Below are 15051 nucleotides of genomic sequence, written 5' to 3'. Positions count from 1 at the left end.
TCTTTGTGGTGGGAAGGACGGGGTTCTTTTTGTGCATCTCATTCTCTCAACTCGGTAGCACGGCCCCGCCCAAGAAGCCAAAAGATCTTATCTGGGTTATTTGGGTGTCGTGGGAAAGAGCCCCCCGCGGCGCCGGCGCCGAACCATGACGCGCTGGCCGGCGCCGGCGCTGTCGATCCTGATCTACCACCGCGTGCTGGCGCGCGCCGACCCCTTGCTGCCGGGCGAGCCGGACGGCGCCCAGTTCGAGCGGCACCTGCGCCTGCTCAAGCGCTGCTTCAACGTGCTGCCGCTGGGCCAGGCCGCGCGCCGCTTGCGGGACGGCACCCTGCCGTGGCGCGCGGCCTGCATCACCTTCGACGACGGCTACGCCGACAACGCCGAAGTGGCCCTGCCGCTGCTGCAAAAATACGGCCTGGACGCCTGCTTTTTCATCGCCACCGGCTACCTCGACGGCGGCCAGATGTGGAACGACCGCATTATCGAACGCGTGCGCCACGCCGCCGGAGGCGAACTGGACCTGTCGGCGCACGGGCTCGGGCGCCTGCCGCTGGGCAGCGTGGCGCAGCGCCTGCTGGCGATCGACGCCATCCTCGGCGCCCTGAAATACCAGCCGTTCGAGCGGCGCCAGGCCGTTGCCGCCGCGATCCACGACCAGGGCGCCTACCCGCGGCGGGCGGCGCTGATGATGAGCAGCGCGCAGGTCGTCGCGCTGCGCCGCGCCGGCATGGAAATCGGCGCCCACACCCAGCGCCATCCGATACTGGCGCAGCAAGCGGACCCGGAGGCGCGCAGCGACATCGGCGCCGGCAAGCGCCAGCTGGAACAACTGCTGCAGGCGCCGGTGACACTGTTCGCCTACCCCAACGGCAAACACGGACGCGACTACGGCGCGCAGCACGTCGACATCGTCAAGTCGCTCGGCTTCGAAGCGGCCGTCGCCACCGACTGGGGCGTGGCGCGCGCCGGCTGCGACCTGTTTCAACTGCCGCGCTTCACGCCGTGGGATCGCGGTAGCGTGCGCTTCCTGCTGCGCCTGGGGCAAAACATGCTGCGCGCATAATCAAATGCCATGGTAATAGCGCGCGCGGTATTCGCAGCGCGCGCTAAACCACGCCAAACCCGCCCTTCTTGCCCGAGCCGTACACGGTAATAACGCCGTCCGGACTGCTGGACTGGCGCAGGCCACGACTATCCATCTCGACCATTTTGCCGTGGTCGTCATAGACGCATGAAAACACGCCGCCGCCGACGAAATGGATCACGTGCGACGTGGTCTCGTACACGCGGTTAATCTGATGGCTAAGCACCTGGGCGAGATCGGCGATCTCCATGCGTTGAACTATCAGGTACTTGTGCTGGGACTCCTTGCCCAGCGCCGACAGCGACGCCAAGTGTCCGAAGATCGGATGAGCGAAAGCGTCATCCGACGCCGAGCCGCTGCCGACGCCAGTCGGGTTACGCCGTTCCGGCTAACCCGATCTACGAAAAGCCTTAGCCGGTCATGAGGCTCCGGCTGCGGCTGCTGTCCTTGAGCCATTTCAACAGACCATCGTTTGCCGCAAACACGTCGCTCGCTGTGTGGTTCAATCGTTGCACACGCCGCTCACCGATAAACACCATGAAACCGCACGCCGCCGCTCCGCCAGCCCTTGCGCCAGAAGGCAGTTGGCTCAGCTATGCGCTGTTCTACATCGCCGCCGCCTGGGCGGCCAGCGCCGTACTGCTCGCTCGCGGTGTCGCGACGCTGCCGGCTTCGCTTGAAATCGCCGTCGCCGGCTTCGCCGTGGCCATGCTGGTGGCCTTGCTGTGGCTGCGGCATCGCTGGGTCCCTGCCGTTTACCGGCTGTTCCGCCGGCTGTCGACGCGCGCCGGCCTGACGGCCGCCTTGACGCTCGGTCTGCTGCTGCGCCTGGCGTGGGCGCTCGGCCTGCCGTCGCAGCCGTCGTCGGACGGCCGCACCTACCTCGAACTGGCCAACAAACTGCTCGCCGGCGACGCCTACCAGAGCGCGCAAACGCTGGCGTATTGGCCGCCCGGCTACGCGTTTTTCCTCAGCGCCGTCTTGCGCGCGGTGCCGGCCGAATCGGCGGTGCTGTGCAGCCAACTGGCGCTGTTTGTCGTCGCCGCGGTCGGCGTGCACCGCCTCGCCCGCATGCTCGGCAATACGGCGGCCGCCAACATCGCCGCGCTGCTGTTCGCGGCCTGGCCCAATCTGGTCGCCCACAGCGACACCGCCGACAAGGAAACGCTGGTCATCGCCCTGCTGGTCTGGGCTACCGTGTGCGCGCTGTCGCAAAAACGCCGGGCGTTGTTCGGCGCCGGCGTGTTGCTGGGCGCGGCCACGCTGGTACAGCCGTCCACCCAGCTGCTGATACCCGCGCTCGCCGTCTGGCTGTTCACCCGCGCCGGCGGGCGCATGCGTGCCGGCGCCGCCTTGCTGCTGTGCGGCGCCGCCGTGGCGCTGGCGCCTTGGGCGCTGCGCAACTACCAGGTGTTGGGCACCTTCAAGCTGGTCAGCACCAACGGCGGCTCGAACCTGTACCGCGCCAACAACCCGCTGGCGAATGGCGGCTACACGCCGCGCGGCGCCGTCGATCTGTCGCACCTGGGCGAACTCGAGCACGACAGCGCCGGCAAGCAACTGGCGCTGCGCTGGATACGCCAGCAGCCGCTGGCGTTCCTGCGCCTCGGCGTCGAAAAACAGTTGCGCTTCATGGGCGACGACGCCGGCGGGGTCGCCTCCACCTTCCGCTGGCAAGGCGAGCGGCGCGACAACCGCCTCTATTTCGCGCTGAAGTCGGTGGCGAATCTGTGGTGGTTGCTTTGCTGGCTGTTGATGGCGGCGCTGCTACTGGACGGCGCCAGACTGCGCGCGGCCAGCGTGCTGGTGTGGGGCTGGTTGTACTTTCTCTTGCTGCACAGTGTCTTTGAATCGGCCGGCAAGTACCACGAACCGGTGACGTGGATCCCCTGCGTGTTGCTGGCCGTCTTGCTGGCGGACCGCTGGAGCGGCCCGCGCGCCGGCCCGCCCACGCCGCGCCCGGTCCGCGCGGGCGCATGACGCCGCGCGGACCGGACGCATCGGCCGGCAACTTATCGATGCGCAGCATGGCCGGATTTTTGCTGGTGGGGGGCTTTTCCACAACGCTGCACTATTTGCTGGCGGCGCTGGGCGTGCTGGCGTGCGGCCTGCCGGTGGTGTGGTCGTCGTCGCTGGGATTCGCGCTCAGCGCGCTGGTGAACTATCTGCTGAACGCGCGCCTGAGCTTTCGCAGCCGCGCCTCGCACCGCGCCACCGCCCCGCGCTTTCTGGCCACTTGCGGCGCCGGCCTATTGATGAATTCGGTCCTGTTGTCGTTTTTGCTGTCGCTTGGCGTCGCCGCCCTTCCCTCGCAGATACTCACAACCTTAGGTGTATTGATATGGAACTATCTCGTCAATGGTCTGTGGACGTTCAACAAGCGGCCCGGATAAGCGCGCTGCCGGTTCTGGGACTGGTGCTGCCCTGCTATAACGAGCAGGAAGTGCTGCCGGAAACCACCGCCCGCCTGTGCGCCCTGCTCGACAGGATGAAGCTGGCCGGCGATATCGCCGCCGACAGCGCGATTTTCTACGTCGACGACGGCAGCCGGGACGGCACCTGGCGCCTCATCGACGAGTACGCCCAGCGCGATTGCGCCGTCTGCGGCATCAAATTGAGCCGCAACCGCGGCCACCAGAACGCGCTGCTGTGCGGCCTGATGACGGCGCCCGGCGACATCCTCATCAGCCTTGACGCCGACCTGCAGGACGACCTGGAAGTGATCCCGACGATGCTGGCGGCCTACCGGCAAGGCAGTGAAATCGTCTTCGCGGTGCGCTCGCGGCGCGACAAGGACTCCTTTTTCAAGCGCTTCGCCGCCGAAAGCTACTACAAGTTCTTCGCCTTCATGGGCGCGCAAATCATCTACAACCACGCCGACTTCCGCCTGATGAGCCGGCGCGCCGTGGAATCCCTGCGCGAATACGACGAGTCGCACCTGTTCTTGCGCGCGCTGGTGCTGCAGCTCGGCTTCAAGACGGCGACCGTCGAATTCGAGCGCGCGGCGCGCTTCGCCGGAGAATCCAAATATCCGCTCAGTAAAATGCTGGGCCTGGCCTGGCAAGGCATCACCTCGTTCAGCGCCTATCCGCTGCGCCTGATCACCGGGGTCGGCATCGCCGTCTCGCTGCTCAGCATTGCCCTGGCGGCGTGGGCCTTGGCGGTGCGCATCTTCACCGACGATGCGCTGCCGGGCTGGGCCTCGATGGTCATTCCCATGTATTTCTTGGGCGGCGTGCAACTGCTCAGCCTGGGGATCTTTGGCGAATACCTCGCCAAGGTGTATGAGTCGTCGAAGAAGCGTCCGCGTTTCCATGTCGAAGTGGTCTGCGGTCGCCGTTTCGACGCGCGCGGCGAGCCGCTCGCCGGCCCTTGACGGCGCCCCGTTCGATGCCGGATCGGCCGTCGAAAAGGGATGGGCGCCGGCCTTATCTATGTAACAATACACCACTGAATAACACCATTATTTCACAAAGGAGCTATACATGAGTACACCGCTTCCCACTCCGAAACATTGCGTGACGCCCTACCTGATCGTCGACGGCGCCGCCGAGGCCATTGACTTCTATCGACGCGTGTTCGCCGCAAACGAACTGTTCCGCCTGACCGGGCCAGACGGCAAGATCGGCCACGCCGAACTGCGCATCGGCGACGCCAATCTGCTGCTGGCCGACGAATACCCCGACTTCGCGCTGGGACCACTGCGCATCGGCGGCTCGCCGGTGACGATCCACCTGTACCTGGCCGACGTCGACGCCACCATCGCGCTGGCGGAGGCGGCCGGCGCGAAGCTGTTGCGTCCGGCCACGGACGAATTTTTCGGCGACCGTTGCGCCACCCTGGTCGACCCGTTTGGGCATCGCTGGATGCTGGCCTCGCGCATCGAAGACGTGACACCGGCGGAAATGCAGCGCCGCTGGGACCAGGGCGTCGCGCAGTAAGAAGCAAGCGGCGGCTTCGGCGTTGCAACAAGCGAAACCAGCGGCTGGCGGCCGGGGCCAGCCCCCCAGGGTGCGCCCCCGCGGTTACGCCTCTGGTGTGTGGCTTGCGCCGCCGGCATGCGCAGTGTTACCGCCGCATGACTCCTTCACGCCCAGCAGGACCGTGTACGAGGTCGCGACATGGGCGAGCAAGCGCAGCGGCGGCAGCGCCCGGATCAGGCCCAGCGCCGCGCGCACCAGCACGCCGCGCCCGCTGACGTCCATCATGTCGAAGCGGTCCAACGAGACGACGCCGCGCGCGGCCAAGTGGTCGCGCAGGCCGTAGAAGGTGAACCAGTGGACGGCCGGATAGACGGCGTAGCCGGCCAGCTCCGGCCGGGTGCTCAGCGCCAGCGCCACCACGCGGCGCTTGACGAAGCCCGGATACCAGGAATACATCGGCAGCGTAAATTCCTGCTGGCGCGGACACAGGCGGTTGCTGGTGCTCAGAAACAGCGCGCCGCCCGGCTTGAGCACGCGCACCAGCTCGGCCAGCACGCCCTGCCAGTCGGCCACGTGCTCGAGCAGTTCCGGCGCGATGCACAGGTCCATCGACTGGTCCGGCCATGGCAAGGCGGTGGCCGAGGCGACCGCGAAGTCGATCGCCAGCCCGGCCTGCGCGGCGCGCTGGCGCCCCAGCTCGACCAGCGCGGCGTTGATGTCGGCGCCGTGCACCTGGTGGCCGTGCTGGGCCCACAGGCGGCACTGGGTGCCCGCGCCGCAACCGATGTCGGCCACCGCCAGCGCGCGCTGCGGCCGCCCGAGCAGGCGCAGCAGCGTGGCCTGGATCGCCGCGAAGCGCTGTCGCGCCGCCTCGCTGTCGCTCTCCTTTTCGTAATAGGCGAAGAAATCGGCGTGCGTGCCGGTGTTCCAGGCGCCCCCGCCGCGCGGCGCCGGCTCGTCGCGCTCCGTCACGGCGCCACCCGCGGTTCAACCTGGCGCTGCTTGAACCACTGCTCCAGCATCATCAAGACCCATACCATGGTGCCGTGGTAGGCCGGGTGCTCGGCCAGGTGGCGCGTTTGCAGCTCGTCGATGAAGCTGGCGCGCACGATGCCGCGGCCCTTCAAGTCGCTCAGGCTGTCGAAGGCCAGCTGGCGCAAGCCCTGGTGGCTTTGCAGCCACAGGCCGAACGGCAGGCCGAAACCGTGCTTTTCCTTGCGGATGATGGCGCGCGGCAGGATGTCGCGCAGCGCCTGCTTGAAGAAATAGCGCAGCCGCGTGCCGTTGAGTTTTTGCTGCGGCGCCAGGCGCGCCGAAAACGCCACCATCGCGTCGTTCAGGAAGGGGAAAGCGACTTCCACGCCGGCCAGCTCGCAGGCCTTGACCACCTTCGGCAAGTCGTTGTCGGCCAGCGTGAACTTCAGGTCCAACGCCATCATCTGGTTGATCTGGCTGTTGCCGTCGGTCAGCCAGTAGGCCTCGTTCAGGCTGCCCATCGGCGCGCCCGGGTCGATGTTGAGCAGGAACTCGTCGTCGAGCACCTTGTGGTGGCCGTAGCGCTGCAGCAGGTTGTAGCTTTCCAGCCGGGCCGGCAGCGGCAGCGTGGCCTGTTCGATATAGCTGCGCGCCTTGCACAGCAGCTTTTGCTGCTGTCCCGAGGCCAGCTTGAACAGCAGCGGCTCCAGCACCACCTGGCGCAGCAGCGCCGGCACGCGCTCGTAGCGGGCGAACTGGGCCTGGCGGGCGTAGCGCTCGTTGCCGCCGAACAGTTCGTCGCCGCCGTCGCCGCCCAGCAGCCGCGTCACGCCGTCGGCGCGCGCCATCTCGGCGCAGTAAAACGCCGCCACGGCCGAGGCGTTGCCGAACGGCTGGTCGAACACCGCGGCGATCCGCGGCACCGCCTTGACGACGTCGTCGGCCGTCACGTACAGCTCGTGGTGCTCGGTGCCGAAGTGGCTGGCGGCCAGGCGCGCGTAGGCCATCTCGTCGTAGCCGGGCGCGTCGAAGCCGATCGAGTAGGTGCGCGCGGCCCGTCCCGAAACCTGGCCCAGCACGCAGGCCAGCGTCGAGCTGTCGGTGCCGCCGCTGAGGAAAGCCCCGGTGCCGTTCGGGCCGACGCTTTCCTCGACCGAACGGCGCAGCGTGCCGAGGAATTCCGCCTTGAGCGACTTGAACGGCTGCGCCTGGGCTTCCTGGTAGGCCATGGTCCAGTAGGCGCCGCGGCTGAGCCGCCCGCCGCGGTAGTGCAGGTATTCGCCCGGCAGCAAGCGCTGCTGGCCGGCGTAAATCGTCCCCGGTCCGGGCACCGTGTGGAAGTACAGGTAGTTATACAGCGCCTGCGGGTCGAGTCCCGAGCCGGCCGCCGGATGGGCGATCAGGGCGTCGGCCGACGAGGCGAACAGCAAGCCCTGGCGCGACGAGCTTTGGTAGTACAGCGAATGGGTGCCGCTGCGGTCGACCGCCAGCAAGGCCTCGCCGCTCAGCTCGTCGAGGATGCACAGCGCGAACGGACCGGCCAGCGAGGCGCAGGCGTTCGGGCCGTAGTTGCGCCACAACTGCGCCAGACGCGCCGCCAGCGCCGGCACGCGCGCGGCGCCGTCCAGCGCGCCGGCCTGCGACAGCGTCGGGCGGCCCCACAGCGCGATCAGCAGGCCGTCCTTGTGGAACACATGGCTGCTGTCGACGCCGGCCGCGACCGCCGCCGCGCCGGCGCCGCCGAGTACGCTGGTCACGGCGCTGGCGTCGAAGCGCGCCAGCGGCGCCGCCATCGCCGCCAGCAACGCGGCGCTGGCCTCGGCCCTTGCCCCGTCCCCAACCGCCCCCTGGTTCGGCTGGCCGTGCGGCGCCAACCAACCGCACAGGCCGCTCATACCAGCACCTCCAGCGCGGCCGGATGGCTCAGGAAGGCGCCCGGACTGGCGCTCAGGCCGTAGGCGCCGGACTGGTACACCACCACCAGGTCGCCGGCGTCGGCGCGCGCCATTTCCATGCGCTCGGCCAGCAAATCCAGCGGCGTGCACAGCGGGCCGACCACCGACACCGTCTCGCGCGCGCCGCCGGCGATGCGGTTGCCGATGGCGACCGGGTAGTTCTTGCGGATCGTCTGGCCGAAATTGCCGGACGCGGCCAGGTGGTGGTGCAAGCCGCCGTCGGTGACCAGGAACACTTGGCCGCGCGAGATCTTGCGCTCCAGTACGCGGCAAACGTAGACGCCGGCCTCGGCCACCAGGTAGCGGCCCAGCTCGACCACCAGCCGGGTTTCCGGCGAGGCCAGGCGCAGCAGCGCCATCTGCGCCGCCATGCTGCGCCCCAACGCGGCCAGGTCGAGCGCGCGCTCGCCGGGGAAGTACGGCACGCCGAAGCCGCCGCCGATGTTTAGCAGGCGCAGCGGCGACGGCGCCTGCGGCGCCAGGCTCAGCGCCAGTTCGACGCTGCGCGCCTGGGCCTCGGCGATCGCCGCCGCCGACAAGTTTTGCGAACCGCAGAAGATGTGGAAGCCGAGGAAGTCGAGGCCCAGCTGCCCGAGCCGGCTGAGCATCGCCGGCACGCGCTGTTGGTCGACGCCGAACTGGCGCGCGCCGCCGCCCATTTTCATGCCGGCGTGCTTGAGTTCGAAGTCCGGATTGATGCGCAGCGCCACCCGCGGCGTCAGCCCCTGACGCGCGCCGGCGACGGCGACGCGCTCCATCTCGGCCTCCGATTCGAGGTTGATCACGACCCCGGCCGCCACCGCGCAGGCGAGTTCGGCGTCGGTCTTGCCGGGTCCGGCAAAGCTGATGCGCGCAACCGGCATGTCGGTGTCCAGCGCCGTCTTCAGCTCGCCGCCGGAGGCGACGTCGATGCCGTCGACCAGCCCGGCCATCATGTTGACCAGCGCCGGCATCGGGTTGGCCTTCATCGCGTAATGCAGTTGCAGCCCGGCCGGCAGGGTCGCGCGCAGCAGCGCGACGCGGCGTTCGATCTGCGCCCGTTCATAGGCGTAGAACGGGGTGCGGCCGACGCGTTGCGCCAACCGGGTCAGCGGCTGCGCGCCCAGTTGCAGGCAATCGTCGTGCAGCGCGAACTGGTCCATCGCCGCGTGCACCGGCAGCGCCGTCGCGGCCGTCGCGGCGCTCATCGCGCACCGCCGCCAAACAGCCCGGCCAGCTCGACGGCGAGGACCTTGCGGTCGATCTTGCCGTTCGGGTTGCGCGGCAGCGAACCGGCCCGCACCTCGATCCACGCCGGCAGCATATAGCCGGGCAGGCGCTCCTTGCAGGCCGCCACCAGCGCCTGGCGCTCCAGCTCGACGCCGGGCGCTGCCGTGGCCAGCAGCGCAATCGCCTGGCCCAGCAGCGGATGGGCGACGCCGAGCGCCGCCGCCTCGCCGACCAGGCCGGTGGCGTACACCACCTCCTCGATCTCGGTCGGGCTGACCCGGTAGCCGGAAGTCTTGATCATGTCGTCGGCGCGGCCGACGAAATACAGGAAGCCGTCGTTGTCGCTGCGCACCGTGTCGCCCGACCAGACCGCCAGTTCCGGCACGGTCAGGCCGGGCTGGCGCGGCGGTAGCGGACGGAAGCGCTCGGCGGTCTTCTCGCTGTCGTTCCAGTACCCCATCGCCACCAGCGCGCCGCGGTGGACCAGCTCGCCGGGCTCGCCGGGGTCGCACGGCGTGCCGTCCGGGCGCAGCACCAGCACCTCGGCGTTGGGAATCGCCTTGCCGATCGAGTCGGGCCGCTCGTCGAGCCGCCAGGGCTCCAGGTAGGTCGAGCGGAACGCCTCGGTCAGCCCGTACATCAGATAGATGCTGGCGTGCGGCAGCGCCGCGCGCAACTTGTCGAGCGTGCCGCGCTGCATCGCGCCGCCCGAATTGGTCAGGTAGCGCAGGCCGGGCAGCGCCGGCCAGCTCAGCTGCGACAGCTGGATCCACAGCGGCGGCACCGCGGCCAGGCCGGTGATGCGCTCCTCTTCGACGGTGTCGATGACGTCGCGCAGCAGCAGGTGGTTCATCAGCACCGCGCAGGCGCCGCACGAAAACGCCGTCGTCAGCTGGCTCAGCCCGTAGTCAAAGCTTAGCGGCAGCAGGCACAGGATGCGGTCCTGGGCGGTGTTGCCGAGATAGGCGGCGACGCTCTGCGCGCCCGCCACCAGATTGCGGTGCGACAGCACCACGCCCTTCGGCTTGCCGGTGCTGCCGGAGGTGTACAGGATCGCGGCCATGTCGCTGTCGATGCCGCGCGCCGCGGCGCCGGGCACGGCCCGGGCCAGGCAGGCGTTCCAGCCGAGCAGGCGCAGGCCGTCGACGGCCGGCGCGGCGTCGTCGCCGCCGACGACGACGACGGTGTGCAAGTCCTCGCAGCCCGGCAGCACCTCGACCAATTGCCTCAGGCGCTCGCGCGAAGTGACCAGGATGCGCACGTTGCAGTCGGCCAGGATGTGGCGCAGTTGCTCCGGCTTGAGCAGTGGATTGACCGGCACGAACACGCCGCCGGCGGCGGCGGCGCCGAACATCGCCGCCACCGCCTCTTCGCGTTTTTCAAGATACACGGCGACGCGTTCGCCGCGCTGCAGCCCCAGCGCCGACAGCGCGGCGGCGCTGGCCTGCACCGTCTGCGCCAGCGCCGCGTAGCTCAGCGGCACGCCTTGATCGGATAGCGCCGGCGCGTGCGGCGTGCGCTGCGCGGACTGGAAAATGAAATCTTGTATCAATTGCGCCATGTCTTCCCCGTGATAAAAAAATGACGGCGCGTCGTAGCGCCCGCCTTATCCCACTATGATTGGGACAAACGCCCCTACCCTCATTGATATTTATCAACTAAGCCAGGAAGCGGACGCTGCAGCGACGCTAGAAACCAGCGGCGGCAACCGGAGTCGCGGCCCGGTGCCGCCAAGTTAAGCTTCCCGAAGGTCGGATGACGCCTGCCGGGCTAACCCGTCCTACGAAAAACGCCGTCCCAGCCCCGCGTTTGAGCGGACTCAAGCCGGGCTGCGCCGGCACGGTGTTAAATGGACAGCGTCGGCCTGCGCGCCCCGTTCTTCCCCCCTCCCCCATGGCGAACCGTCTTAGTCAGAGCGTCGCACAACTTGGCTGCCTCAACGCCGCCTGGTACGCCTTCGGCCGGCTGCTGCACCGGCTCTCGCGCGGCCGCTGGGCGCTGTACAAATACCAGTTTGTCGCCCAGGCGGTGGGCACGGCTTCGCTGTGCCGCGGCCGCGGCGCGCAGATCGCGGTGCAACTGTGCCAGCGCGCCGAGCAACTGCCGCCGGACTATCCGCGCCGCGCCGACGTGCTGGCCGGGCGCTACGCCCAGGGCGCCTGCAGCCTGGCCGCCGTCAGGCGCGGCGAACTGGTCGGCTTTCTGTGGCTGCTGTTCGACGCCTACCAGGAGGACGAGGTGCGCGCCCGCTACCTGCTGGCGTCGCCCCAGTCGTGTTGGGACTTCGACGTCTGGGTGCGTCCACAGGAGCGCCTCGGGCTGGCCTTCCCGCGCCTGTGGGACGAAGCCAACCGCCTGCTGCGCGCGCGCGCCGTGCGCTGGTCGTGCAGCCGCATCTCCGCCTTCAACCCCGGCTCGCTGCGCGCCCACGCCAGCATCGGCACGGTCGCGCTGGGCAGCGCCACCTTCCTGCGCTGCGGCCGCTGGCAGTGGATGCTGGCCACGCGGGCGCCCTACTTCCATTTGTCGCGGCAGCCCGCCGCGTTCCCGCGCCTGTCCTTCGACACCAGCGCCCTTGCCCACCCGCCCGCCATGGAGTCCCTATGCCCCACCTCGAAGCCGTCAAACTAATCCTCTCGAGCACCCTCGGCATCGGCCAGCAGGGCTTGAGCGCCGACACGCCGCTGCTCGGCAGCGTGCCCGAACTCGACTCAATGGCCGTGGTCGGCGTTATCACGGCGCTGGAAAGCCATTTCGGCATCGCCGTCGACGACGACGACATCCACGCCCGCCACTTCGCCACGCTCGGCACCCTGGCCGATTTTGTGCGCGGCAAGTTGGCAGAATGATCGGCCTGCCCGCCGTGCCGTTCTTCCTGCCGGCCAGCCCGGGCGAACGCTATTGCCTGTTCTACCAGCCGGCGCCGGAGCAAACCCCGCGCGGCGCGATCCTCTACGTGCATCCGTTCGGCGAGGAACTCAACAAAAGCCGGCGCATGGCGGCGCAGCAGGCGCGCGCCTTCGCCGCGCTCGGCTACAGCGTGCTGCAAATCGACCTGTACGGCTGCGGCGACAGCAGCGGCGACTTCGCCAGCGCCCGCTGGCACATCTGGAAGCGCGACCTGGTGCTGGCTTGCGAATGGCTGACCCGGCGCGTCGCCGGCCCGCTCAGCCTGTGGGGTCTGCGCCTGGGCGCGCTGCTGGCGCTGGACCTGGCCAACCGCGCGCCGCGCCCGCTCGAACGGGTCATCCTGTGGCACCCGGTTTTCAAGGGCAAGACCCATCTCGACCAGTTCCTGCGCATGCGCGTGGCCAGCCGCATGTTGGCGGCCAACGTCGACGCCCACAACGACAACGACGCCGACGCCGACGCGGGCGCGCCGTCGGCGCGCCAGGAATTGGCCGCCGGCATCGCCGTCGAAGTCGCCGGCTACCTGCTGGCGCCGGAGCTGGCCGCCGCCATCGACGCGCTGGACGGCGGCGGCCAGCCCCCGCACTGCGCGCTGCTGTGGCTGGAAATGATGGCCAACGACGGCGCAGTCGGCCCGGCGGCGGCGCGCCTGGCCGCCAGTTGGCGTAGCGCCGGCGCGGCGCTGACCTTGCTGCCGGTGCGGGGACAGGCGTTCTGGTCCAGCACCGAGATCGTCGAATGCCAGCCGCTGCTGGCGACCACCACGACGGCGCTGGCATGATAGTCGAGCAACGCGCGCTGCGCTTCCCCTGCCAGTCCAGCTGGCTGTTCGGCATCCTCAGCCTGCCGGCGCGCCCGCGCACCCGCGGCGTGCTGATCGTCACCGGCGGGCCGCAATACCGGGTCGGCAGCCACCGCCAGTTCACGCTGCTGGCGCGCGCGCTGGCCGAGCGCGGCATTCCGGTGCTGCGCTTCGACTACCGCGGCATGGGCGACAGCGAAGGCGCGCCGCGCAACTACGAGCAGATCGGCGAGGACCTCGACAGCGCGCTGGCGCAGTTCTTCAGCGCCGTGCCGCAATTGCGCGAGCTGGTGCTGTGGGGCTTGTGCGACGGCGCCACCGCCGCCGCGCTGCACGCCTGCAGCGACCCGCGCATCCGCGGGCTGGTGCTGCTCAACCCGTGGGTGCGCACCGCGCCGGGGCTGGCGCGCGCCACGCTGCGCCATTATTATCTGGCGCGGCTGCGCGATCCGGCGTTCTGGCGCAAGCTCGCCGGCGGCGCCTTCCGGCCGTTGCAGTCGCTGCGCTCGATGCTGCAACTGGCCGGCGCCGCGCGTCCGCCCGCCGCCGCGGCCGCCGGCGCCGGCCAGAACGCGCCGCAGCGCATGTACGAGGCGCTGTCGCGCTTCCAGGGCCGCGTCCTGATCATCCTCAGCGGCGACGACCTGACCGCGCGCGAATTCGCCGACCTGCAAACCAGCAGCCCGGCCTGGCGCAAACTGAGCACCGGCCCGCTGCTGCGCCAGGTGCAACTGGCGCAGGCCAACCACACCTTCGCGCGCAGCCTGTGGCGCGACCAGGTGGCCCAACTGAGCGCGGACTGGATCACGTCATGGTAAAACGCGTGCTAATGATCGCTTACCACTACCCGCCGTACCAGGGCGGCAGCGGCGTCCAGCGCACGCTGAAGTTTTCCGAATACCTGCCGCAGGCGGGCTGGCAGCCGATCGTGCTGACGGCCAGCGTCGGCGCCTACCGGCCGGCCGGCGCCGGCCACGGCCAGGCGGCCGGCGCCGGCCCGCAGGTGACGCTGCGGCGCAGCTTCGCGCTCGACAGCTCGCGCCATTTGGCGCTGCGCGGGCGCTATCCGGCCTGGCTGGCCCGGCCCGACCGCTGGATTTCCTGGTGGCTGACGGCGGTGCCGGCCGGCCTGGCGCTGATCCGCCGGCACCGCCCCGACGCCATCTGGTCGAGCTATCCGATCGCCACCGCGCACCTGATCGGCCTGACGCTGCAGCGCCTGAGCGGCATTCCGTGGATCGCCGACCAGCGCGACCCGATGAGCGACGACGACTACCCGGCCGACCCGCGCACGCGCCGCCAGCACCGCTGGATCGAAGCGCAAATCCTCACCCACAGCGCCAGCATGGTCTGCACCACGCCCGGCGCCATCCGCGCCTACCGCGCGCGCTTCCCGGCGCTGGGCCAGGACCGCATCAGCCTCATCGAGAACGGATACGACGAGGGCGACTTTGCCGCGGCGGCGGCCGAGCTGCCGGCCGGGCGGCGCGCCGGCGACTGCTTCCGGCTGCTGCACAGCGGCGTCATCTACCCTTCCGAGCGCGACCCGACGGCGCTGTTCGCGGCGCTGGCGCGCCTGCAGGGCGATGGCGAACTGCTTCCCGGCCAGTTCACACTGGTACTGCGCGCCAGCGGCCACGACGCCCACCTGCGCGCGCTGATCGACGCCCACGGCGTCGCCGCGCTGGTCGAACTGGCTCCCGCGCTGCCCTACCGCGCCGCGCTGGCCGAGATGTTGACGGCGGACGGCCTGCTGTTGCTGCAGGCGGCGAACTGCAACGCGCAGATCCCGGCCAAGCTATACGAGTACCTGCGCGCCGGGCGCCCGCTGCTGGCGCTTACCGACCCCGCCGGCGACAGCGCGGCCACGCTGCGGCGCTGCGGCATCGACAGCATCGGCAGGCTCGATTCGGCGCCCGACTGCGCCCGCGCGCTGATGCGTTTTCTGGCGCTGGCCCGGCAAGGCCGTGCGCCGCTGGCCAGCGCCGCCACCCTCGCCCTGCATTCCCGGCAGGCCCGCAGCAAGCAACTGGCCGACCTGCTCGACAGCGTCAGCCGACAGGAGAAACCATGAAACCAAGCGCGATACTGTGTGCCGGCCTGCTGGTCGGGGGGGGGGGGGGGGGGGGGGGGGGGGGGGGGGGGGGGGAGGGGGGGGGGGGAGGGGGGGGGGGGGGGGGGGGGGGGGGGGGA

15 protein-coding genes are annotated in these 15051 nt (G+C 69.8%); 10 read left to right on the top strand and 5 right to left on the bottom strand.

What is annotated here, in order from left to right:
* Window positions 1-145 precede the first annotated feature (145 nt).
* Window positions 146-1063, top strand: a complete 918-nt coding sequence (locus tag ACFDR9_RS23630) for a polysaccharide deacetylase family protein (RefSeq protein WP_409032541.1) — start codon at window positions 146-148, stop codon at window positions 1061-1063.
* Between the two features lie 43 nt (window positions 1064-1106).
* On the opposite strand, the gene ACFDR9_RS23625 is transcribed toward ACFDR9_RS23630, so the two are convergent.
* Window positions 1107-1394, bottom strand: coding sequence for a hypothetical protein (locus ACFDR9_RS23625; protein WP_409032540.1), 288 nt, complete (start codon window positions 1392-1394; stop codon window positions 1107-1109).
* A 227-nt stretch (window positions 1395-1621) separates the two neighbouring features.
* Between ACFDR9_RS23625 and ACFDR9_RS23620 the strand changes: the two genes are divergently transcribed.
* From ACFDR9_RS23620 to ACFDR9_RS23605, 4 genes are all read left to right on the top strand, one after another.
* The gene (locus ACFDR9_RS23620; RefSeq protein ID WP_409032539.1) at window positions 1622-3064 is read left to right on the top strand and encodes a glycosyltransferase family 39 protein; all 1443 of its coding nucleotides are present in this window, start codon (window positions 1622-1624) and stop codon (window positions 3062-3064) included.
* Window positions 3061-3477 (top strand): GtrA family protein, encoded by a 417-nt coding sequence (locus ACFDR9_RS23615; RefSeq protein ID WP_409032538.1) that lies wholly within the window; start codon window positions 3061-3063, stop codon window positions 3475-3477. The genes ACFDR9_RS23620 and ACFDR9_RS23615 overlap by 4 nt, the downstream gene beginning before the upstream one ends.
* Window positions 3450-4460: a glycosyltransferase family 2 protein gene (locus tag ACFDR9_RS23610; RefSeq protein ID WP_409032537.1), complete on the top strand. Its 1011-nt coding sequence runs from the start codon at window positions 3450-3452 to the stop codon at window positions 4458-4460. Before ACFDR9_RS23615 ends, ACFDR9_RS23610 begins: the two co-directional genes overlap by 28 nt.
* 109 nt (window positions 4461-4569) lie before the next feature.
* Window positions 4570-5025, top strand: coding sequence for a VOC family protein (locus ACFDR9_RS23605; protein WP_026132592.1), 456 nt, complete (start codon window positions 4570-4572; stop codon window positions 5023-5025).
* Between the two features lie 84 nt (window positions 5026-5109).
* On the opposite strand, the gene ACFDR9_RS23600 is transcribed toward ACFDR9_RS23605, so the two are convergent.
* Genes ACFDR9_RS23600 through ACFDR9_RS23585 form a run of 4 tightly spaced genes read right to left on the bottom strand, consistent with a single transcriptional unit; the run spans window position 5110 to window position 10707 of the window.
* Window positions 5110-5979: a methyltransferase domain-containing protein gene (locus tag ACFDR9_RS23600; RefSeq protein ID WP_409032536.1), complete on the bottom strand. Its 870-nt coding sequence runs from the start codon at window positions 5977-5979 to the stop codon at window positions 5110-5112.
* Window positions 5976-7877, bottom strand: coding sequence for an asparagine synthetase B family protein (locus ACFDR9_RS23595; protein ID WP_409032535.1), 1902 nt, complete (start codon window positions 7875-7877; stop codon window positions 5976-5978). Before ACFDR9_RS23595 ends, ACFDR9_RS23600 begins: the two co-directional genes overlap by 4 nt.
* The gene (locus ACFDR9_RS23590) at window positions 7874-9124 is read right to left on the bottom strand and encodes a pyridoxal-dependent decarboxylase, exosortase A system-associated (RefSeq protein WP_017875464.1); all 1251 of its coding nucleotides are present in this window, start codon (window positions 9122-9124) and stop codon (window positions 7874-7876) included. Before ACFDR9_RS23590 ends, ACFDR9_RS23595 begins: the two co-directional genes overlap by 4 nt.
* Window positions 9121-10707, bottom strand: coding sequence for an acyl-CoA ligase (AMP-forming), exosortase A system-associated (locus tag ACFDR9_RS23585; RefSeq protein ID WP_409032534.1), 1587 nt, complete (start codon window positions 10705-10707; stop codon window positions 9121-9123). The genes ACFDR9_RS23590 and ACFDR9_RS23585 overlap by 4 nt, the downstream gene beginning before the upstream one ends.
* Before the next feature lie 332 nt (window positions 10708-11039).
* Between ACFDR9_RS23585 and ACFDR9_RS23580 the strand changes: the two genes are divergently transcribed.
* The 5 genes from ACFDR9_RS23580 to ACFDR9_RS23560 are packed head-to-tail and all read left to right on the top strand — an operon-like array spanning window position 11040 to window position 14932.
* A complete protein-coding gene (locus ACFDR9_RS23580; RefSeq protein ID WP_017875462.1) occupies window positions 11040-11777 on the top strand; it encodes a hypothetical protein in 738 nt (245 codons plus the stop codon).
* Entirely contained in the window at window positions 11750-11995 is a 246-nt protein-coding gene (locus ACFDR9_RS23575) for an acyl carrier protein (RefSeq protein WP_017875461.1), read from the top strand. Before ACFDR9_RS23580 ends, ACFDR9_RS23575 begins: the two co-directional genes overlap by 28 nt.
* Entirely contained in the window at window positions 11992-12837 is an 846-nt protein-coding gene (locus ACFDR9_RS23570; protein WP_409032533.1) for a hydrolase 2, exosortase A system-associated, read from the top strand. The genes ACFDR9_RS23575 and ACFDR9_RS23570 overlap by 4 nt, the downstream gene beginning before the upstream one ends.
* Entirely contained in the window at window positions 12834-13676 is an 843-nt protein-coding gene (locus ACFDR9_RS23565; RefSeq protein WP_017875459.1) for a hydrolase 1, exosortase A system-associated, read from the top strand. The genes ACFDR9_RS23570 and ACFDR9_RS23565 overlap by 4 nt, the downstream gene beginning before the upstream one ends.
* Window positions 13677-13687: 11 nt before the next feature.
* Complete coding sequence (locus ACFDR9_RS23560) at window positions 13688-14932, top strand: glycosyltransferase (RefSeq protein ID WP_409032542.1); 1245 nt, start codon at window positions 13688-13690, stop codon at window positions 14930-14932.
* Window positions 14933-15051 lie beyond the last annotated feature (119 nt).

The organism is Janthinobacterium sp. CG_23.3, assembly GCF_046115965.1.
In the GTDB taxonomy this organism is placed as follows: domain Bacteria; phylum Pseudomonadota; class Gammaproteobacteria; order Burkholderiales; family Burkholderiaceae_D; genus Janthinobacterium.
The sequence above is the reverse complement of the archived record's forward strand: the minus strand, read 5'-3'. Positions and strand labels throughout refer to the sequence as shown.

Excerpts from the sequence above, each read along its gene's own strand:
- ACFDR9_RS23630 (WP_409032541.1), top strand. The coding sequence starts at position 146 with ATGACGCGCTGGCCGGCGCCGGCGCTGTCGATCCTGATCTACCACCGC.
- ACFDR9_RS23620 (WP_409032539.1), top strand. The coding sequence starts at position 1,622 with ATGAAACCGCACGCCGCCGCTCCGCCAGCCCTTGCGCCAGAAGGCAGT.
- ACFDR9_RS23615 (WP_409032538.1), top strand. The coding sequence starts at position 3,061 with ATGACGCCGCGCGGACCGGACGCATCGGCCGGCAACTTATCGATGCGC.
- ACFDR9_RS23605 (WP_026132592.1), top strand. The coding sequence starts at position 4,570 with ATGAGTACACCGCTTCCCACTCCGAAACATTGCGTGACGCCCTACCTG.
- ACFDR9_RS23595 (WP_409032535.1), bottom strand. The coding sequence starts at position 7,877 with ATGAGCGGCCTGTGCGGTTGGTTGGCGCCGCACGGCCAGCCGAACCAG.
- ACFDR9_RS23590 (WP_017875464.1), bottom strand. The coding sequence starts at position 9,124 with ATGAGCGCCGCGACGGCCGCGACGGCGCTGCCGGTGCACGCGGCGATG.
- ACFDR9_RS23585 (WP_409032534.1), bottom strand. The coding sequence starts at position 10,707 with ATGGCGCAATTGATACAAGATTTCATTTTCCAGTCCGCGCAGCGCACG.
- ACFDR9_RS23580 (WP_017875462.1), top strand. The coding sequence starts at position 11,040 with ATGGCGAACCGTCTTAGTCAGAGCGTCGCACAACTTGGCTGCCTCAAC.
- ACFDR9_RS23575 (WP_017875461.1), top strand. The coding sequence starts at position 11,750 with ATGCCCCACCTCGAAGCCGTCAAACTAATCCTCTCGAGCACCCTCGGC.
- ACFDR9_RS23570 (WP_409032533.1), top strand. The coding sequence starts at position 11,992 with ATGATCGGCCTGCCCGCCGTGCCGTTCTTCCTGCCGGCCAGCCCGGGC.
- ACFDR9_RS23565 (WP_017875459.1), top strand. The coding sequence starts at position 12,834 with ATGATAGTCGAGCAACGCGCGCTGCGCTTCCCCTGCCAGTCCAGCTGG.
- ACFDR9_RS23560 (WP_409032542.1), top strand. The coding sequence starts at position 13,688 with ATGATCGCTTACCACTACCCGCCGTACCAGGGCGGCAGCGGCGTCCAG.